17 protein-coding genes are annotated in these 17,224 nt (G+C 37.8%); 2 read left to right on the forward strand and 15 right to left on the reverse strand.

The genetic code is table 11. The features are described 5' to 3' along the window. Nucleotides 1-28: 28 nt before the first annotated feature. A complete protein-coding gene (locus tag AC4G3N_RS05040; RefSeq protein WP_077248052.1) occupies nucleotides 29-514 on the forward strand; it encodes a CDI toxin immunity protein in 486 nt (161 codons plus the stop codon). 163 nt (nucleotides 515-677) lie between these two features. Here AC4G3N_RS05040 and rpoD read toward each other — a convergent pair whose 3' ends face one another. The 15 genes from rpoD to yqfC form a co-directional block, all read right to left on the reverse strand. Then, nucleotides 678-1,814 carry an RNA polymerase sigma factor RpoD gene (gene rpoD / locus AC4G3N_RS05045; RefSeq protein WP_066105200.1) on the reverse strand — a complete coding sequence of 379 codons (1,137 nt, stop codon included), beginning with the start codon at nucleotides 1,812-1,814 and terminating at the stop codon, nucleotides 678-680. A gap of 37 nt (nucleotides 1,815-1,851) precedes the next feature. Beyond that, complete coding sequence (gene dnaG, locus AC4G3N_RS05050) at nucleotides 1,852-3,669, reverse strand: DNA primase (RefSeq protein ID WP_140462006.1); 1,818 nt, start codon at nucleotides 3,667-3,669, stop codon at nucleotides 1,852-1,854. 41 nt (nucleotides 3,670-3,710) lie between these two features. Beyond that, nucleotides 3,711-4,202 carry a YaiI/YqxD family protein gene (locus AC4G3N_RS05055; RefSeq protein ID WP_066105206.1) on the reverse strand — a complete coding sequence of 164 codons (492 nt, stop codon included), beginning with the start codon at nucleotides 4,200-4,202 and terminating at the stop codon, nucleotides 3,711-3,713. A 245-nt stretch (nucleotides 4,203-4,447) separates the two neighbouring features. Next, on the reverse strand, nucleotides 4,448-5,254 hold the full coding sequence (locus tag AC4G3N_RS05060) for a pyruvate, water dikinase regulatory protein (RefSeq protein WP_066105209.1): 807 nt from the start codon (nucleotides 5,252-5,254) through the stop codon (nucleotides 4,448-4,450). 44 nt (nucleotides 5,255-5,298) lie between these two features. Further along, the gene (ccpN, locus tag AC4G3N_RS05065) at nucleotides 5,299-5,934 is read right to left on the reverse strand and encodes a transcriptional regulator CcpN (RefSeq protein ID WP_175354274.1); all 636 of its coding nucleotides are present in this window, start codon (nucleotides 5,932-5,934) and stop codon (nucleotides 5,299-5,301) included. Between the two features lie 138 nt (nucleotides 5,935-6,072). Then, nucleotides 6,073-7,455, reverse strand: a complete 1,383-nt coding sequence (locus tag AC4G3N_RS05070) for a glycine--tRNA ligase (protein WP_066105215.1) — start codon at nucleotides 7,453-7,455, stop codon at nucleotides 6,073-6,075. 295 nt (nucleotides 7,456-7,750) lie between these two features. After that, nucleotides 7,751-8,503: a DNA repair protein RecO gene (recO, locus tag AC4G3N_RS05075; protein ID WP_066105218.1), complete on the reverse strand. Its 753-nt coding sequence runs from the start codon at nucleotides 8,501-8,503 to the stop codon at nucleotides 7,751-7,753. A gap of 30 nt (nucleotides 8,504-8,533) precedes the next feature. Then, entirely contained in the window at nucleotides 8,534-8,677 is a 144-nt protein-coding gene (locus AC4G3N_RS05080; protein WP_066105219.1) for a YqzL family protein, read from the reverse strand. A 688-nt stretch (nucleotides 8,678-9,365) separates the two neighbouring features. Continuing rightward, nucleotides 9,366-10,283: a GTPase Era gene (gene era, locus AC4G3N_RS05085; protein ID WP_066105222.1), complete on the reverse strand. Its 918-nt coding sequence runs from the start codon at nucleotides 10,281-10,283 to the stop codon at nucleotides 9,366-9,368. Between the two features lie 353 nt (nucleotides 10,284-10,636). After that, nucleotides 10,637-11,020 carry a diacylglycerol kinase family protein gene (locus AC4G3N_RS05090; RefSeq protein ID WP_066105225.1) on the reverse strand — a complete coding sequence of 128 codons (384 nt, stop codon included), beginning with the start codon at nucleotides 11,018-11,020 and terminating at the stop codon, nucleotides 10,637-10,639. Then, nucleotides 11,004-11,474 (reverse strand): rRNA maturation RNase YbeY, encoded by a 471-nt coding sequence (ybeY, locus tag AC4G3N_RS05095; RefSeq protein ID WP_066105227.1) that lies wholly within the window; start codon nucleotides 11,472-11,474, stop codon nucleotides 11,004-11,006. The genes AC4G3N_RS05090 and ybeY overlap by 17 nt, the downstream gene beginning before the upstream one ends. 14 nt (nucleotides 11,475-11,488) lie before the next feature. After that, complete coding sequence (locus tag AC4G3N_RS05100) at nucleotides 11,489-13,633, reverse strand: HD family phosphohydrolase (protein WP_491089838.1); 2,145 nt, start codon at nucleotides 13,631-13,633, stop codon at nucleotides 11,489-11,491. 163 nt (nucleotides 13,634-13,796) lie between these two features. After that, the gene (locus AC4G3N_RS05105) at nucleotides 13,797-14,768 is read right to left on the reverse strand and encodes a PhoH family protein (protein WP_066105233.1); all 972 of its coding nucleotides are present in this window, start codon (nucleotides 14,766-14,768) and stop codon (nucleotides 13,797-13,799) included. A gap of 3 nt (nucleotides 14,769-14,771) precedes the next feature. Next, nucleotides 14,772-15,959: a sporulation protein YqfD gene (yqfD, locus tag AC4G3N_RS05110; RefSeq protein WP_066105236.1), complete on the reverse strand. Its 1,188-nt coding sequence runs from the start codon at nucleotides 15,957-15,959 to the stop codon at nucleotides 14,772-14,774. A 17-nt stretch (nucleotides 15,960-15,976) separates the two neighbouring features. Then, entirely contained in the window at nucleotides 15,977-16,261 is a 285-nt protein-coding gene (gene yqfC, locus AC4G3N_RS05115) for a sporulation protein YqfC (protein ID WP_066105239.1), read from the reverse strand. 405 nt (nucleotides 16,262-16,666) lie between these two features. Here yqfC and AC4G3N_RS05120 point away from each other — a divergent pair, with 405 nt between their 5' ends. Further along, a complete protein-coding gene (locus AC4G3N_RS05120; protein ID WP_490551114.1) occupies nucleotides 16,667-17,173 on the forward strand; it encodes a DUF1648 domain-containing protein in 507 nt (168 codons plus the stop codon). Nucleotides 17,174-17,224 lie beyond the last annotated feature (51 nt).

The following is a 17,224-nucleotide window of genomic DNA, read 5'->3' on the forward strand; positions in this document are numbered from 1 at the left end:
ACAGCTATCTGAAAGGGAGAATTAACTTATGGAAAGAGAAGAAAGAAAAAGGCGTTTGGAAGAAATACTGAGAGAAAGAAAAAAGAATGAAGAAAAATTAGAAACCGAACGACGAATTACGGAGATGTTAGAACTATTCCCTGATAAAGATAAAGTGGAAATATTAGATGAAAAAGAAAGTGATAAGGTTGAAACTGAAATGACAGAATGCTTTCCGATTGCGTGGTACGGAAGAATTGATTGGGATAAGTTGAGTAACAAAATAGTTATCCCGAACGAAGATATTTCAAATATACCGTTTTTCCTATCACAACAAAGTTTGGAAAATACGTTACCAGTCTATATAATTGTCGGATTATACAAATACCCTGTGGTCAAGACTTCATTAACGACAGCTTTGGACAATATTGAAGAGATTATGAGTATGGGACCAGACCAGTGGATTTACTGCCCTTTATCAAAATATGTGATTGAGTTTTTCCACGATGACATAATATCTGTGGGTTGGTTGTAAAATCGTTCGTGATAAACAGATGGTGGGAAACCTTATTGATAAGGTTTCCCTTTAATCTCACCTAATATCAACATTGAAATTTAACACAGCCACAATAAAAAAACAGCTCTACTTAGAAAATCCAGTAGAGCTGTTTTATTTTCAAACCAATTTATGGTATATTCTATTCTAAGAAATCCTTAAGACGTTTACTGCGACTCGGATGGCGTAATTTACGAAGAGCTTTCGCTTCGATTTGTCGAATACGCTCACGTGTTACACCAAATACTTTACCAACCTCTTCCAATGTACGGGTTCTGCCATCATCTAACCCAAAACGTAAACGAAGAACATTCTCTTCACGGTCTGTTAAAGTATCCAATACATCTTCCAGCTGTTCTTTCAATAATTCATATGCTGCATGATCAGAAGGAGATGTGGCATCCTGGTCTTCAATGAAATCTCCCAGGTGAGAGTCATCTTCTTCACCAATTGGTGTTTCTAATGATACAGGTTCTTGAGCAATTTTTAAAATCTCGCGAACTTTTTCCGGTGTTAAGTCCATTTCTTCAGCTATCTCTTCTGGAGAAGGCTCGCGTCCTAAATCTTGAAGGAGCTGTCTTTGGACCCGGATTAGTTTATTAATGGTTTCTACCATATGCACCGGAATACGGATTGTTCTGGCTTGGTCAGCAATAGCACGAGTGATAGCTTGTCTGATCCACCATGTTGCATACGTACTGAATTTGAAACCTTTACGGTAGTCAAATTTCTCAACTGCTTTAATTAACCCCATATTACCTTCCTGAATCAAATCAAGGAACAACATGCCGCGTCCTACGTATCTTTTCGCAATGCTGACAACGAGACGAAGGTTAGCTTCCGCCAGACGTCTTTTCGCTTCTTCATCGCCTTCTTCTATACGCTCTGCCAAAACAATTTCTTCTTCAGCAGATAATAGATCAACACGACCAATTTCCTTTAGGTACATGCGTACAGGGTCATTAATTTTTACACCTGGAGGAACACTTAGATCATTTAAATCAAACTCTTCTTCTTTTTCAAGTTCTTGAGTCCCTGGATTATCATCAGCATCACTTTCATTCACTATATCAATACCCTGTTCTCCAAGATATTCATAAAATTCATCCATTTGTTCTGAATCAAGCACGAAGCTGGAAAGTCTCTCTGCTACATCCTCATAGGTAAGGCGGTTTCGCTTTTTCCCTAGCTCTGTAATAAATTCTTTTACCTGATCTAATGTCATTTCTGTGTTGTTATCTACTTCTTTTTCTTTGGAACGTGCTGACTTTTCAGCCATTTGTTCCCCTCCTTCTCAATCCACTTCTTATTTAAAGTCATAAAGAATTTCTTAACGAGATGAGCTCGATTCCTAATTCGACAGCACGGCTTGTGTCCTGTCTTCTTGTGGCCTCAAGTAGCTCTGCCTCTTTTTCCTTAATGACTAATAATTTTTGATATTTAGTGATTTGGTGGACATAATCATTTAATTCCTGTTCACTCGGATCGTGATTATAGGTCATCATTTCGATTTCTGTTACAATCTTACGTAAATTTGGATCCGGAAGAAAATGCAGAAACAAACTTGTATCAGCTTCGTGGTCTTCTTCATAAAAAGCAAATAAATACGTAATAATGGCCTGGTGATCATCCACTATCATCTGATTTTCTCCAAGCATTTTTTGAATACGAAATGCAAGTTCACGATCATGGAGCATTAAAGCCAGCAAAGTCTCCTCTGCTTTTATATAAGCAGGTTTCATCCGATTATCCCTACGCACAGTAGTAAATGCTTGCATTTGGTTATTCGGATTAGGAGAGTTTTTTGCCTTCTTATTATGTTTACCCACTTTGCTCTGTTGATTAAGCAAAGAATCAAGAGAAAGTGTGAATTCTGTAGCAATTTGCCTCAAATAAAATTCTCTTTCCACTTCACTATCAAGCTTTGCTGTTTCACGAAGGACTTGATCGATGTAGTCCATCTTATCTCCTTCGTTTGCAAAGTTCTTCCCTCTTTTATGGTAAATCATTTTAAAAGAGATATACGTATGAGCGGCCCCTATTATATCATTTTGGAATTTTTCTTCTCCAAATTCCTTGATATAGTCATCGGGATCATACCCATTAGGCATGACTGCAATTTTCACCTGACAGCCGCTCTCCCGGATCAAATCAGCCGTTTTATTTGCTGCCTCTATCCCCGGGACATCCGAATCATAACAGATGATAATGGTATCTGTACTTCGTTTAAGCAATTGAAGGTGCTGTTCCGTTAATGCTGTACCCATCGTTGCAACACCATTGTGTACCTCTGCACGATCTGCAGATATACAATCAGCAAATCCTTCAAACAAGATAGCTGCGCCTTTTTTTCTTATAAACGGGCGAGCCAGATGATAGTTATATACTATTTTGCTCTTGTTAAATAGAGGTGTCTCAGGACTATTTAAATACTTTGGTTCATCACCGGCTGCAAGCGCTCTTCCAGAAAAAGCAATTGTTTTACCTTGCCTGTCAAAGATCGGAAACATAATTCTATTTCGGAATCGATCGAAATAATTCTGTCCGTCTTCCCGTTTAACCAGCAAACCTGCTTTTTCCATACGTTCGATTGAAAAGTTTCGCTTCTTTAGGAAATTATGCACATAATCCCAGGAATCCAATGAGTACCCTATCTGAAATTTTTCTATGGATTCCATTGTAAATCCACGACTCAGCAGATATTCCAGGGCGTCCTGACCCTGTTTTGTATTTACAAGCAAATGATGGTAAAATTTTCTTAACAGCTCATGTGCTTCCTTCATATCATCGAGTTCATGACGGGGCTTTGTCCCATCCGAAGATTCATTTTCATGAATATCTAATGGTATATTGGCCCTCTCAGCCAAACTTTTTGCAGCTTCTGTGAAGGAATATCCTTCTATGTCCATTAAAAATGTAAATACATTCCCTCCGGCACCACATCCAAAACAATGGAAGATTTGTTTATCAGGGGCTACAGAAAATGATGGACTGTTTTCATTATGAAATGGACATAGACCAAAGTAATTTCGACCTTGTTTTTTTAGCTGAACATATTCACCAACGACATCAGCGATATCATTTTTATTGCGAATTGCGTTCACTGTTTCTTCTGGTATTAATTGGTTTTTCAAATTTTAACACCTGTTTCATAATAAGCATGAATAACTTAATTCTATATCGGTCCCTGAAATCCTTCAATTTTCGACAATATTTTTTGTAATGCTTCCGAAAATTTATTTTTATCAAGGTCCTTTATTTTCCTTGGCCCTTTTTCATACTTGCCGGATCTCCTTGCTTTTGCATTCAAATGCCTGGTTTCAAGAAATGAATCAATTTCATTATCTGTTATCTCTTTACCTCTTGATGTTAAGACGTAAGCATGTTTAGCAAGACATCCTGCAGCCAATCCTATATCTTCAGTAATTACAATATCATGCCGCTTTAAATGATTTAATATATATAAATCTGCCGCATCTCTTCCCGGTTCTACCCATTTCCAGGTAACATCAGGATAACGGTCGGTAGTATTGGTATAGGCTGCCACAAAGTTAATATCTACTTCATATGGTTTGCATACGCTCAAAACCTCTTCTTTAACCGGGCAGGCATCCGCATCTACAAAAACCGTTAAACGACTCTTCCTTTGTATTTCTACATCTCTCATCTTAATCCTTCTTTTTTCCAGGCTGATTATCCATTTGTCGAATTATTTTTTTTAGGACTTCTTGACTTTTTGTTTTTTAAAAGCTTATTCTAGTTTATTCCTTTATAAATAACTCTAAACCTGATGAAAGGTATTTTATCACGATTTTTTATTATAAAATAAATCTTGTCAAATTGCCACACTTTTCACTCGTATAACATAATCCTATATTTTACATGTAAAAAACATGCTTCCGCATGCCTTTTTTATTGTTGTTTATTTACGATATTAACAATAATATTTGCAGTTTCTTCTACGGCCTTATTAGTTACATCAATAACTGGGCAATTTAATTTATTAACAATTGCTTCAAAGTAAGCTAATTCTTCTTTTATGCGATCCATATTTGCATAAACCGCACTATCATTCAATCCAAGAGACTTTAAACGTTCTTTTCTGATATTGTTTAATTTTTCACTGCTAATCGCCAATCCAATGCACTTATTAGGATTTATCTTGAATAATTCTTCAGGAGGTTCAACTTCTGGAACAAGCGGGACATTCGCCACCTTAAATCGTTTATGTGCCAAAAATTGAGATAAAGGAGTTTTTGAGGTACGTGATACACCCAATAGTACAATATCAGCCTTGACAATTCCTTTTGGATCTCTTCCATCATCATATTTCACTGCAAATTCAATTGCCTCAACACGCTTAAAATAATTTTCATCCAGCTTTCTAACCAATCCAGGTTCATTTAAAGCTTGTTCTCCAAACTTATTTTCAAGCGTATCGATGAAAGGTCCAATTATATCAAAGGATACGATCTCTTTTTCTGCAGCTTTTTTAGCCATATACTCGCGTATTTCCGGCTTTACCAATGTATAAGCAATAATTGCATTATCCATTTCAGCTAAGCTCAATACCTCATCAATGGTCGATATATCTTCCACGAATGGTATTCGCTTAAGCGTGATATTATGATTACTAAATTGACTCACTGCTGCCTTTGTCACAAGGTCAGCTGTTTCACCCACTGAATCCGAAACCACATATATGATAGATTGATTCATTGTCTCCTCCAGTAATGAATAATTTCTCTTTTATCTAAAATTGGTTAATGGTCGTCTCTCGCCAAACCAACAAACGCCTTTGTAATGTTTGTTTTAGTTAACCGGCCTGTGACTTCAAAGCCTTTTGGACTCTTTTTAACAACCGGTAGGGCATCAATCTGCTTATCGATTAATTTCTCTGCCACATCAATCAGCAAATCTTCTTTCGTACATATCGTAATATTAGGCATCCTTGTCATAATAATATGTACCGGAATACTGCTTAATTCCTGTTGACCGAGACTAGCTCTTAACAGATCTTTCCTGGAAAGAACACCAACAAGAAGCGACTCTTTATCCACAACAAATAAAGTACCCACATCTTCCAAAAACATGGTGCATATTGCATCATAAACAGATACACCTTCACTGACAACAATCGGTATAGACTGATAATCTCCGACCAATAGCTTTTTAAGATTATCCGTGAGCAATTGGGTTTCCGTCCTGCCTGTGTAGAAATACCCTACACGCGGCCTTGCATCCAAATAACCAGCCATTGTCAGAATCGCTAAGTCTGGGCGCAATGTTGCACGTGTTAAATTTAATTGTTCGGCAATATTTTCGCCTGTAATCGGCCCATTATCTTTAACAATTTGAAGGATCTGTTCTTGTCTTTTGCTTAGTTCGATCTTACTCACCACCCTAAAGTGCCCATATACTTAAATTATATAATTTAATTATAAACTATTTATCCATGAAGTGTAATAAATCCACTTAATTTAAAATAAGCCTGCCCAATAAGGGGACATCGCATTCCTTATTGAGCAAGCTTTACCTTAAAATTTAATTTTTGCTTGTAAAAAGGCTGGAAGTTCTTCGATACTGATACGAGTTTGCTCCATTGTATCACGGTCACGTACAGTTACTTGCTTATCCTCAACTGAATCAAAATCATATGTGATACAGAAAGGTGTTCCAATTTCATCATGACGACGATATCGTTTACCGATAGAACCAGCTTCATCATAGTCTACCATAAAGTCCTCTGACAGTTTGGCAAATACTTCTTTTGCCCCCTCAGAAAGCTTTTTGGACAACGGCAATACTGCAGCTTTGTATGGCGCCAGTGCCGGATGAAGATGCATTACCGTACGGGAAGTACCATCTTCAAGCTGTTCTTCTTCATATGCATCAATTAAGTAAGCCAATGTAACGCGGTCTGCTCCCAGAGATGGCTCAATACAATAAGGAATATACTTTTCGTTTGTCTCAGGATCCAAGTAGTTGAAGTCTTCTCCTGAATACTCCATATGTCTCTTTAAATCAAAGTCTGTACGAGAAGCAATCCCCCAAAGCTCTCCCCAGCCAAATGGGAATTTATATTCAAAATCAGTGGTTGCATTACTGTAATGAGATAGTTCTTCCTCCTCATGGTCACGAAGGCGGAAGTTTTCCTTTTTCATACCTAATGATAACAGCCAATTTTCAGCATAATCTTTCCAATATTGGAACCATTCCAGTTCAGAACCTGGTTTGCAGAAGAATTCCAATTCCATTTGTTCAAATTCACGTGTACGGAATGTAAAGTTACCTGGTGTAATCTCGTTACGGAAGCTCTTACCAACCTGAGCAATACCAAAAGGCAATTTCTTTCTCATTGTACGCTGTACGTTTTTAAAATTAACAAAAATACCTTGTGCTGTTTCAGGACGAAGGAAGATTTCATTTGTACTTGTTTCAGTAACACCCTGGAATGTTTTAAACATTAGGTTAAATTGTCTAATTTCCGTAAAATCCTTTGCTCCACAATCTGGACATGCAATATCATTCTCTTGAATCAATTCTTGCATTTTATCAAAAGATAAGCCATCCACGATCATTTCTGTACCTTTAGCTTGCAATGCATCCTCAATCAATTTATCCGCACGATGACGAGCTTTACATTTCTTACAATCAATCATTGGATCATTAAAGTTTCCGATATGACCGGAAGCCTCCCACGTACGTGGATTCATTAATATTGCAGAATCAAGGCCCACATTGTATGGTGATTCTTGAATAAACTTCTTCCACCATGCTTTTTTAATATTGTTTTTTACCTCTACGCCAAGAGGGCCATAATCCCACGTATTCGCAAGTCCTCCGTAGATTTCGGAGCCGGGAAAAATAAATCCTCTATGTTTCGCGTGTGACACAATTTGATCCATTGATACTGTCATATTCGTTCTCTCCTTTGTACAAATTAAAAAAACTCTCGTCTCTATGCTTTTTAAGAGCATAGGGACGAGAGTTAACCCGCGGTTCCACCCTATTTGCCGGTTTTCCGGCCACTTTGTATGCGTTACTCCAGACTGCCTTCTTTGGTTGATATGTTCCGGCTTACACCAGCCCCGGACTCGCTTGGCATATCGTAATCCAAATACTACTTTCCTTCACTGTAACTACATATTAATTTATCTCACATTCTATACAATAACGACCTACATTGTCAATACAATCATATAAAGGAAATGATTAAAAATTCCCTTTAAATTTATTCATTTGATTTAAAAAACGCTTTGCCTTTAATTCTACACCTAAGTACTCGCCATAGTACGCATCCAGGACTTTTCGGATTTCCTGTTTGGTCTCATCTTTAATAGATATGGTACCAAGGCGATTTAAGTCCATGTAATACAAGATACGCAAAATCCTAACGACAGCCGGTGATATCTTAATTTTATAAGGATCAATATGCTCGCATCGATGACATAATAACCCGCCTTCTCTTACAGAAAAGGAAAATGTACCGTCCTGTGCTCCACAATTCACGCATCGGCTTAACTCAGGTCCGAATCCAAAAACGTTTAACATCTTCAATTCGACTATATTCATAATGACTTCCGGATCATATTCCTCATTGATATAATGGAGCGATAAATAAATTAGGTCATATAAGGATGGGTGAGGTTTTCTCTCCTCTGTTCCTTTATCCAGTAATTCAGCGATAAAGGCAGCATAGGCAGTTAAGAAAATATCCTCACGAATGGAACGGAAGGATTCTTTGGTCTCCGCTTGCTGTAATTGACCCAGCCCACGGCTCGCCTGAAATAAATATGTACCATAATGAAACAACTGAGTGACAGCTGAGAAGCGGCTGTTTGGCTTTTTCGCTCCTCTAGCCATCACTCCAATTTTTCCAAATTCTCTGGTATATAACGTAATAATTTTATTTGTTTCACCATAGTCAGTACTGCGAATGACAATTCCTTCGCACTTTGTTAGCACGTCACTCACTCCAATATGACGGCAAGATTATTAAATTATAGGGATTTCCATTTCTTCGTGATCCTCTTTAATCACATCAGGTTGGCCTTCATTCTGTCTTTCAAGTTCCTTAAAAAGAAGATAAGTATCCACACTGCCGGTTTGTCTAAAAACATTCCAGGTAAAGCTAATCATACTTATTCCACCTTTCGTTCATAGAAACGCTAATTGTCTCCCCTTACCTAACATTAGCTTCACCAACCTGAAAAAAATCATGTGATTAAAAATTTACTAATTCCGTTTCCCTATATTGCCGAATAAAATTATTTTTCAATGGAAAAGCCTGAAGGAAGCAGGTTATGAAGACTTGGCCACAGGATGTGGCGTTTTTAGTCTTTGATCCTTGATTCAGACCCTACGTCCTGCTTTTTACGCAATTGAGCTTCGACTCCTAACTCCTCGAGTCATAAGTGTAGCCACTGCGGAGGCCTACACGATGTTGGTCACAAAGACGTTGCCACACGATGTGGCGTTCTTAGTCTTTGATCCTTGATTCAGCTCCTACGTCCTGCTTTTTATGCAATCCGAGCTTCAGGGCCTAGGAGCTCGAGTCATAAGCAAATACTCTACGGGAGAAAAATCCTCCCTCCGAGTATTCGTCTTATGCTTGTCGCGGGCCTATAGGAAGTAGGTCATGAAGACGTTGCCACAGGACGTGGCGTTTTTAGTCTTCGTTCCTTAATTGAGCCCTTCAGCATCTTGGTTAAAATCGAGCTTCGACGGCTAGGAGCTCAGGACATAAGCATAGCCACTGTGGGGGAGAACCTTCCCCTTCGTGCCTCTGTCTTATGCTCCTCGCTCCTGACCAAGCCGTCTCAGCATCTTAATAATCATCTTCCCTAAATCCAATGTCCCTTAGGTGGGAGGCTTTGTTTCTCCAGTCTTTTTGGACTTTTACCCATAGTTCTAGGAATACTTTGGAGCCTAGTAGGTTTTCGATGTCTGTGCGGGCGCGCTGTCCTATTTCTTTTAGCATCGCGCCTTTTTTTCCAATAATGATTCCTTTTTGGGAATCACGTTCTACAATCACCGTTGCCATAATGTGGACGGTCTCTGATTTTTCTTTTCGCTCAATTTTATCAATCACTACTGCAAGGGAATGTGGGACTTCTTCTCTTGTTAAATGCAGCGCTTTTTCACGAATCATCTCTGAAATAATAAAACGTTCTGGGTGATCTGTTATTTGATCAGCTGGATAATATTGCGGCCCCTCTGGCAAATAAGCATTAATTTGCTTTAATAAAGTTTCTATGTTATTTCCTTCAAGAGCAGAAATAGGAACAATTTCAGCAAAATCGTATTTCTCTTTATACGTATCTATGATGCTGAATAATTCATCGGGATGAATCTGGTCAATTTTATTAATGACAAGGAAAACAGGTGTCTTACATGTTTTTAACTTTTCAACAATAAATTCCTCACCGCGCCCAAAGCCCTCCTCGGCGTTTACCATAAAGAGAATAGCATCAACTTCCTGCAACGCAGTTGAAGCCACTTTCATCATAAAATCACCAAGCTTGTGCTTTGGTTTATGAATTCCCGGTGTATCAATAAAAATGATTTGACTTTCATTTGTTGTTAATACGCCTTGAACTTTATTACGTGTGGTTTGCGGTTTATCGCTCATAATGGCAATTTTTTGCCCAATAACTCGGTTGATAAAAGTCGATTTACCCACATTTGGTCTTCCAATAATAGATACAAATCCTGATTTAAATGGTTTATTAGTTTGATTAGTCATGCATTTCCTCCGGTGTAAGGCTCCGGATAACAGCTCCTGATCTTTCGAATCCTCTTTTGTCACACCTTGTATTAGCTTAAAATTACCTACCGGCAGCTCCACAAGAAGTAACAGGATGATCAGTATCAGCTGCTATCGCCAATTTTTTTATATTTGGTTAATCCATGAGAAAAAGACTGAAAAAATGCTTCTTGCACAGCCATACATAGAATAAGCTGCACTTTTATGTAACAGCAATGAATCAGTCACCTTTTCCGGCATCTGCTTCCAATAGGGTTAGTGCATATATCTTACCGCGCTTTTTACTCAATAATTAAACCTTGATTATCCATATCTTACTTTCTCTTCTTCAATTAAACAAGCATGCTCCAGATCTTAGGCAGAAAAATTATAAAACCGATAATAGCCGAAAGAATAGCATACACCAATACTGCTCCGGCAGCTAAATCTTTTGCTGCCTTTGCTAGCGGATGATATTCTCCTGTTACTAGATCCACCACTTTTTCTATCGCTGAATTAATAAGCTCTAACGTCAGCATACCGCCAATCGCAATAAGGACAAATAACCATTCTATTTTTGTAATAGAGAAGTAAGAAGCCGCTATACAAACAACTATAGCGGCAGTCAAATGGAACTTGAAATTTGCTTCTTTTTTTGCTCCATAGAGGATTCCCTGCCAAGCATAATAAAATCCTTTAAAAAAACGGTACAATGGTTTCTTATCTTGTGAGTCCATACTGTTCCAACAATTCTCTTTGTCGTGAAAACATTACTTTTTCGTCCTCTTCATTCATATGGTCATAGCCCAGCAAGTGAAGGAATCCGTGGATTGCTAAAAAACCAAGTTCACGTTCATAAGAATGGCCATATTCTTCAGCCTGTTCCTTCGTACGGTCAATAGAAATAATAATATCCCCTAAGACTGCCGGAACGTCCTCTCCGATAATTTCAATTTCTCCCTCTCCCATTTCTTCCATAGCAAATGAGATAACATCGGTTGGCGCATCTTTTTGACGGTACTCTTTATTAATTTCATGAATACGTTCGTTATTTACAAAAGTTAGAGAAACTTCGCTGCCTTCTGTCACCTTTTCCTGAATAGCTGCAAATTCAAGCAATTTTGTGACGAGCTCCTGTTGTTCTGGAGTTACTTGCTCCGTTTCATCTAAGATATCAATGGTTAAACTCATTTCTTTCACCTACTCTATTCTTTTTCTAATTCTGGATATTCAATGCGATTATGAAATATACCAGCTAACGTTTCACACAAAGACTGACTTACTTTATTCAATTCCTTAAACGTTAAATCGCACTCATTCAACTGTCCATCATTTAGTCTATCAGCAATTATGGACTTTACAAGCTTTTCGATTGTAGCCTGCGTAGGAGACTTTAAGGATCGCACAGCTGCTTCTACACTATCCGCTATCCCAATAATTGCTGCTTCCTTCGTTTGTGCTTTCGGCCCTGGATATCGGAAGTTTTCTTCCTTAACCTCGCCCCCTGCTTCACATGCTTTGTGGTAAAAGAACTTTAGTAGGGTTGTCCCGTGATGCTGCTCAACAATATCGACAATCTCTTTCGGCATTTTATATTTTTTCACCAACTCAGCACCATCAGTCACATGGGAAACAATAATTTTTGTACTTTTCTCCGGTGATAGATGATCATGCGGATTTTCAATATTGACCTGATTCTCGATAAAATAATACGGTCTCTTCGTTTTCCCTATATCATGATAGTAACATCCAACCCTCGCAAGCAATCCATTGGCTCCAATCGCTTCACAAGCTGCTTCAGCAAGATTAGCAACCATCACACTATGATGATAGGTACCGGGAGCCTCCGTTAATATTTTTCGCAAAAGCGGATGATTCGGATTTGATAATTCAATCATCCTCATAGAAGAGAAAATACCAAACCCTGTTTCAATAAAAGGAAGAATTCCAATCGTAAAGACAGCAGAGATGACCCCTGAGGCAATCGCCGCGACAAGAATCATAATGTGATTAATACCGTTTCCGCCGATCCAGATCAGGCCTAATACCACTATCAAATTAATAATTGCATTAATCATACCTGCTCTTAATATGCTAGTACGCGCTATCCCTTGTTTTAATAGAAGGATTCCCGAGATGCCGCTTACAAGAATATAAATCCCCATCGTCACATGTACAGTTCCCGCTAATTCCTCTTTAAACATTATACTGCCGATAACGGAAAGGACAATAGTTATTCCCACAGCATAGCGCTCTCTCATGAGGATTGTTACAAGCATTGCCGCCATCGCTGCGGGAAAGAAATAAGCGATTGATTCCTGGCTTAACCCAACAAATATATGAATTATCTTCATAAGTAGTAATGCCAGCAGATAAACAATACTGAAGATGAATAGATTATCCCGATAGTCTTCATGTTCTTCGTTTCTGATTGTATTACCAAACATTACATAGACACCAGCAAAAACTAACACAATGACTGCAGCCAATCCAACATACGGAAGAAGGGAATCCTCACTTTTCAGAAGACCAACCAGCTTTAATTGGCGATAAACATCTGCGTCAATTAAATATCCTTCCTCGGCAATGATCTGTCCCTGAAGAATCCTGACAGGTTCAACGGATTCACTTGCATTTTCCCTTGCTCTCTCTGTTGACTCAGGATCAAAAAACACGTTTTGAATGATTGCATACCTTCCTAAATCAATCGAAGCAGATTTTAATCGAACAGGGAGACTTGAGTATTTTATCCCCTCTTCGACCTTCATCTTGGCATTTTCCACCTCATTTGCCCTTATGCCATCCTTCATGGTTTCATTAATGCTGGTCATCGTAATATCCTTAGCTATCGATAAGTCAGATAAGGATGATCCCAGTAGATTAATCAATGTTTCATCAGTTAGATCTTTATTAACATTATCAGATAATTTCCCTCTTAAATCAGATACATAATCTGATGGCTTCAAGAGTGTTTGTGCCGTATTTTTCTCATCTTTCTCCACCTCTTGATTTTTCAAACCGGCACTAACCACACTCTCTGCCGATGTATAGATTTCATTTATTAAATTAACTCTCTTTTTCACATATTCTTTATTAACTGTATAAACATCCTCAACACTATTAACTGCTTTTTGCTGCTTTTCTTTTGTTTCGACTGGATCTTCTATTGTCTTCGGAGACCGAATTGTCGTTTCAGCAACATTGTAAAGTTCAACATTAAGTTTTTCCGGTTTAACACTGTCAAACAAAAAAATAAAGGAAATGAACGCCATTAATAAAAGAACACCTATCTGCGAAACTGGTTTGGATACCCAATTTTTAAAAGAGCTGCCTATGGTTTTGAATTTCATACGTTTCCCTTTCCGGCGGAGGATTTTATTTATATATAATTTTCTAACACTTTCTGTAATAATAACAGGTTTTATTGTTCCTTTCACTTACAATTGTAAGAATAACAAATTTATAATAAAAAAAGCCACAGTTGATTCTGTGGCATGTTTCTTAACTTTATTATCACTGTTGAGTTGGTCCAAAATTTTCATATGCCTGAATGATTTTTGCAACAAGCGGATGCCTGACCACATCAGTTTGATCTAGGTGGATAAACTTAATGCCTGAAACATCTTTTAATATTCGTTCAGCTGCCCTTAACCCTGATTGGACACCACGTGGCAGATCTATTTGTGAAGTATCACCCGTAACAACTATTTTAGAGCCAAATCCCAGTCGAGTTAAAAACATTTTCATTTGGGCCTGTGTTGTATTTTGAGCTTCGTCCAGGATTACAAATGCATCATCAAGCGTTCTTCCCCGCATATAGGCTAAGGGAGCTATTTCGATTGTGCCACGCTCAATCAGCCTGGTTGTTTGTTCTAATCCTAAGATGTCATGAAGAGCATCATAAAGAGGTCGTAAATATGGATCCACTTTTTCTTTTAGATCTCCCGGTAAAAAGCCCAAGCTTTCACCTGCTTCGACAGCTGGCCTTGTTAAAATAATTCGTTTAACATGTCCATTTTTCAACGCAGTCACAGCCATAACAACAGCTAAATACGTTTTTCCTGTTCCGGCAGGTCCAATTCCAAATACTAGATCTTTTGCTCTAATAGCAGAGATGTATTCTTTCTGGCCCAATGTTTTTACACGAATTGATTTACCTTTAGCGCTTCTGGCAATTTCCTCATCATATAAATCAGAAAAATACTCCAATGTACCGCTATTGGATAAATTTATGGCATAAACAACCTCACGAGGTCCGATTTTAATTCCTTTTCGTATAATGACTAAAAGCGTTTGCAGAATCTCATCCGCTTTTTCTAAGTTCTCAGGATTACCGGACACACTTATTGTTTCGCCCCTGGAAACAATACTGACTCCAAGCTCGCTTTCCAATATCTTCAGATTACTATCATGTACACCAAATAGTTCAACTGCCTCATTTGGTGATTCCAATTGTAAATTAATCAATTTAGACTTCTCTGACATTCCTTAGTCTCCTTGAATCATCGGTTGTCCGATTGCAATATTTTCTAAAACTTTATAATGTATAGTCATTTTAACTTTACCATTGTCAAGCTGGTTTTTCAAAATTTTTTCATTCAAAATAGTTGCATCATCAGGGGCATTCTTTAGAACATCCTTTTTCCCCATATTCATCGCCTGCTTCTCCGCCTCGATTTTTGTATAGATCCGTGTCACCTTTTCTTTACTGCGATAGATCTTTTTATGAAAGGCAATAGGAACCTCCCACTTCAAAAATTTAAATGTTTTTTCATCCTCTTCCACTTCATATTCTTTGAAGTTATGTTCACCAAATCCCCATATCGGCACATGGGCATTTCCAAAACTTAGACTGTATTTATTTTTAGCATCACCATTAAACACATATAAATTCGTTTCGAGCGGAACCTCCACGCTTGTTTTATACCAGGCTTCACCCATGACCTTTCCTTTAGCTCCTACAAATTTTTGATTATCCTCTTTACCAATAAAACCGCTAACCAGGATTTGCCCCTTGCTGACAACCTGATGCTTTTCTACTAAGCCTTGTCCTCTTTCAACCATCGTTTGGACAATGGTCGCTTTTTTTGCGGAAATGAGATTCACATATAAATCAGCAGAATTCTTTTTAGGCTGCTTTTTTTCAACAACCTGAAAATGAAAGGTCGTCCCTTCCAGCTGTACGCCAATCCAGGTAATGGACGGTACCCGTTCACTGAGCTCCTTTTGTATATCTTCCATATCCCCAACAGCAAACTGGAGCTTCCCAACTTTTATATTCATATCATCCAATTCTTTACTGATTTGATGTTCAATTGCCGGACTGGCTCCTTCTATTTTTATCCCCCAAATCATATTGGATAGAATAAAAATGATCATAAAAAACATCATCACACCGACCACGAGACCACTGTACCTTTTCAGCTTTAAGGCAAAAAAAGGCCCTCCTCTTCTTTCTAAAAAAGAGACCTTACAGCCGCTGTTTCTTACTGCCTTCCTCAATTGAGGAACGTCAGATAGCTTCATATAAAAAACAACTGTTTCTGTGCCCATATTTTTCGCATCCCAAACTTGAATACCCTCTTTAAGCATTCTGTTTATAAATCGTTCTGTACCTTGTCCCTTTATTTTCACTTTAATATAGCCAGTAATAGTATTCGTCCATTGGTTTTTCATAAGAACCTCCTATTAGGTTATTCTTCGAGGAATATAACTTGATCAATTTTCCCTTCAAGTAAGATTTCTTCCGGAAGAATAGTTTTTAATACAAAAGCCTGACCTTTGACAAGGAGTTGTCCGTTCTTAAGCAGCAATCTTAATTCCTGGTCTGAAAATGTAAGTAAGCCTTTATGATTCTCTATGTAAATATGAATTTGACCCACCATCGTAATCCTTGGCAAATCCATCATGATATCCTGGGGCAGGTCCATTGCGGCCGTGACCCACCTCTTCAAACGATACCCCCATGCACGAGCCATAAGGAAACCTCCCTTTCCGCCGGTTAATATCTTCGTAATCGTTACAGGCTGTTCTGTAAAATCACCTCATAATCATACTTATTCGTTAAGAGGTCATTAAATGCTTAATTAAAACGTTCCGTTATCAATAATCTGACGGAGAGAAGACGTTGTTATCATTTATAATCCGATGTACATTCTAACGTTTACTTGATTAGCAAATAGTGTTGTAGAGTTTGATTGGTCAGATTTCATCTGTTTAAATCAATCAAGTAAAAGCTATGACCAATTACCATAGAAAGAATTGGGATTAAATGTTAAAATATTTTGTAAAAGTTAATTCAGACTATTCAATTAAATAACCTAAATCATGTAAAAGTGGACTTTCAACTATATAATTGAGGGTAAATAAAGGAGCTGACCGGAATGCCAAAATCTAATGCAAGACCTAAAATACACATACCGAAAACAAAAAGTGAGAGGATATGGGATACTATTGGTTATTCATGTTATATTGGATCTTTACTTTTTTTAATCTATATTTGGGGTGAACTTCCAGATAAAGTACCAGCTCATTTTAATGCTAAGGGCGAAGTTGATCGTTGGGGTTCAAAACTAGAACTTCTTATTTTGCCTATTATAGGTGCATTTCTTGCTGTATCAATGCATTTTGTCGAGAAATTTCCAGAATCACATAATTATCCTCAACGATTAAACAAAGAGAACGCTAAAGAATTTTATTTAAATAGCAGAAAAATAACAAATCAATTAAAAGCTATTTGTCTCATTATTTTTACATTAATTATTATTGAATCCGTTTCAATCGCGTTAGAATGGGGCGGCGGACTTGGAGCATGGTTCTTACCAGTATTAATAGTGGGTGTTTCTATCCCCATCATATTAGGCATAATTAAACAAAGTAAGATTAGATAGCCAAATTCTCGATTTCCCTTATTCTTGATAGACGCCAAACTCTCTGCGTTG

Source organism: Bacillus sp. z50, assembly GCF_058313585.1.

What these genes read in the sequence shown, in the direction of transcription:
- yqfC (WP_066105239.1), bottom strand. Translation starts at nt 16,261, where the DNA reads ATGGCTCGTGCATGGGGGTATCGTTTGAAGAGGTGGGTCACGGCCGCA.
- AC4G3N_RS05055 (WP_066105206.1), bottom strand. Translation starts at nt 4,202, where the DNA reads ATGAGAGATGTAGAAATACAAAGGAAGAGTCGTTTAACGGTTTTTGTA.
- yqfD (WP_066105236.1), bottom strand. Translation starts at nt 15,959, where the DNA reads ATGAAAAACCAATGGACGAATACTATTACTGGCTATATTAAAGTGAAA.
- AC4G3N_RS05070 (WP_066105215.1), bottom strand. Translation starts at nt 7,455, where the DNA reads ATGACAGTATCAATGGATCAAATTGTGTCACACGCGAAACATAGAGGA.
- AC4G3N_RS05100 (WP_491089838.1), bottom strand. Translation starts at nt 13,633, where the DNA reads ATGAAATTCAAAACCATAGGCAGCTCTTTTAAAAATTGGGTATCCAAA.
- AC4G3N_RS05105 (WP_066105233.1), bottom strand. Translation starts at nt 14,768, where the DNA reads ATGTCAGAGAAGTCTAAATTGATTAATTTACAATTGGAATCACCAAAT.
- AC4G3N_RS05060 (WP_066105209.1), bottom strand. Translation starts at nt 5,254, where the DNA reads ATGAATCAATCTATCATATATGTGGTTTCGGATTCAGTGGGTGAAACA.
- AC4G3N_RS05120 (WP_490551114.1), top strand. Translation starts at nt 16,667, where the DNA reads ATGCCAAAATCTAATGCAAGACCTAAAATACACATACCGAAAACAAAA.
- AC4G3N_RS05080 (WP_066105219.1), bottom strand. Translation starts at nt 8,677, where the DNA reads ATGATTAGCTTTACCTGGAATGTTTTTAGACAAACCGGCAGTGTGGAT.
- era (WP_066105222.1), bottom strand. Translation starts at nt 10,283, where the DNA reads ATGACTAATCAAACTAATAAACCATTTAAATCAGGATTTGTATCTATT.
- ybeY (WP_066105227.1), bottom strand. Translation starts at nt 11,474, where the DNA reads ATGAGTTTAACCATTGATATCTTAGATGAAACGGAGCAAGTAACTCCA.
- AC4G3N_RS05040 (WP_077248052.1), top strand. Translation starts at nt 29, where the DNA reads ATGGAAAGAGAAGAAAGAAAAAGGCGTTTGGAAGAAATACTGAGAGAA.
- AC4G3N_RS05090 (WP_066105225.1), bottom strand. Translation starts at nt 11,020, where the DNA reads ATGGACTCACAAGATAAGAAACCATTGTACCGTTTTTTTAAAGGATTT.
- rpoD (WP_066105200.1), bottom strand. Translation starts at nt 1,814, where the DNA reads ATGGCTGAAAAGTCAGCACGTTCCAAAGAAAAAGAAGTAGATAACAAC.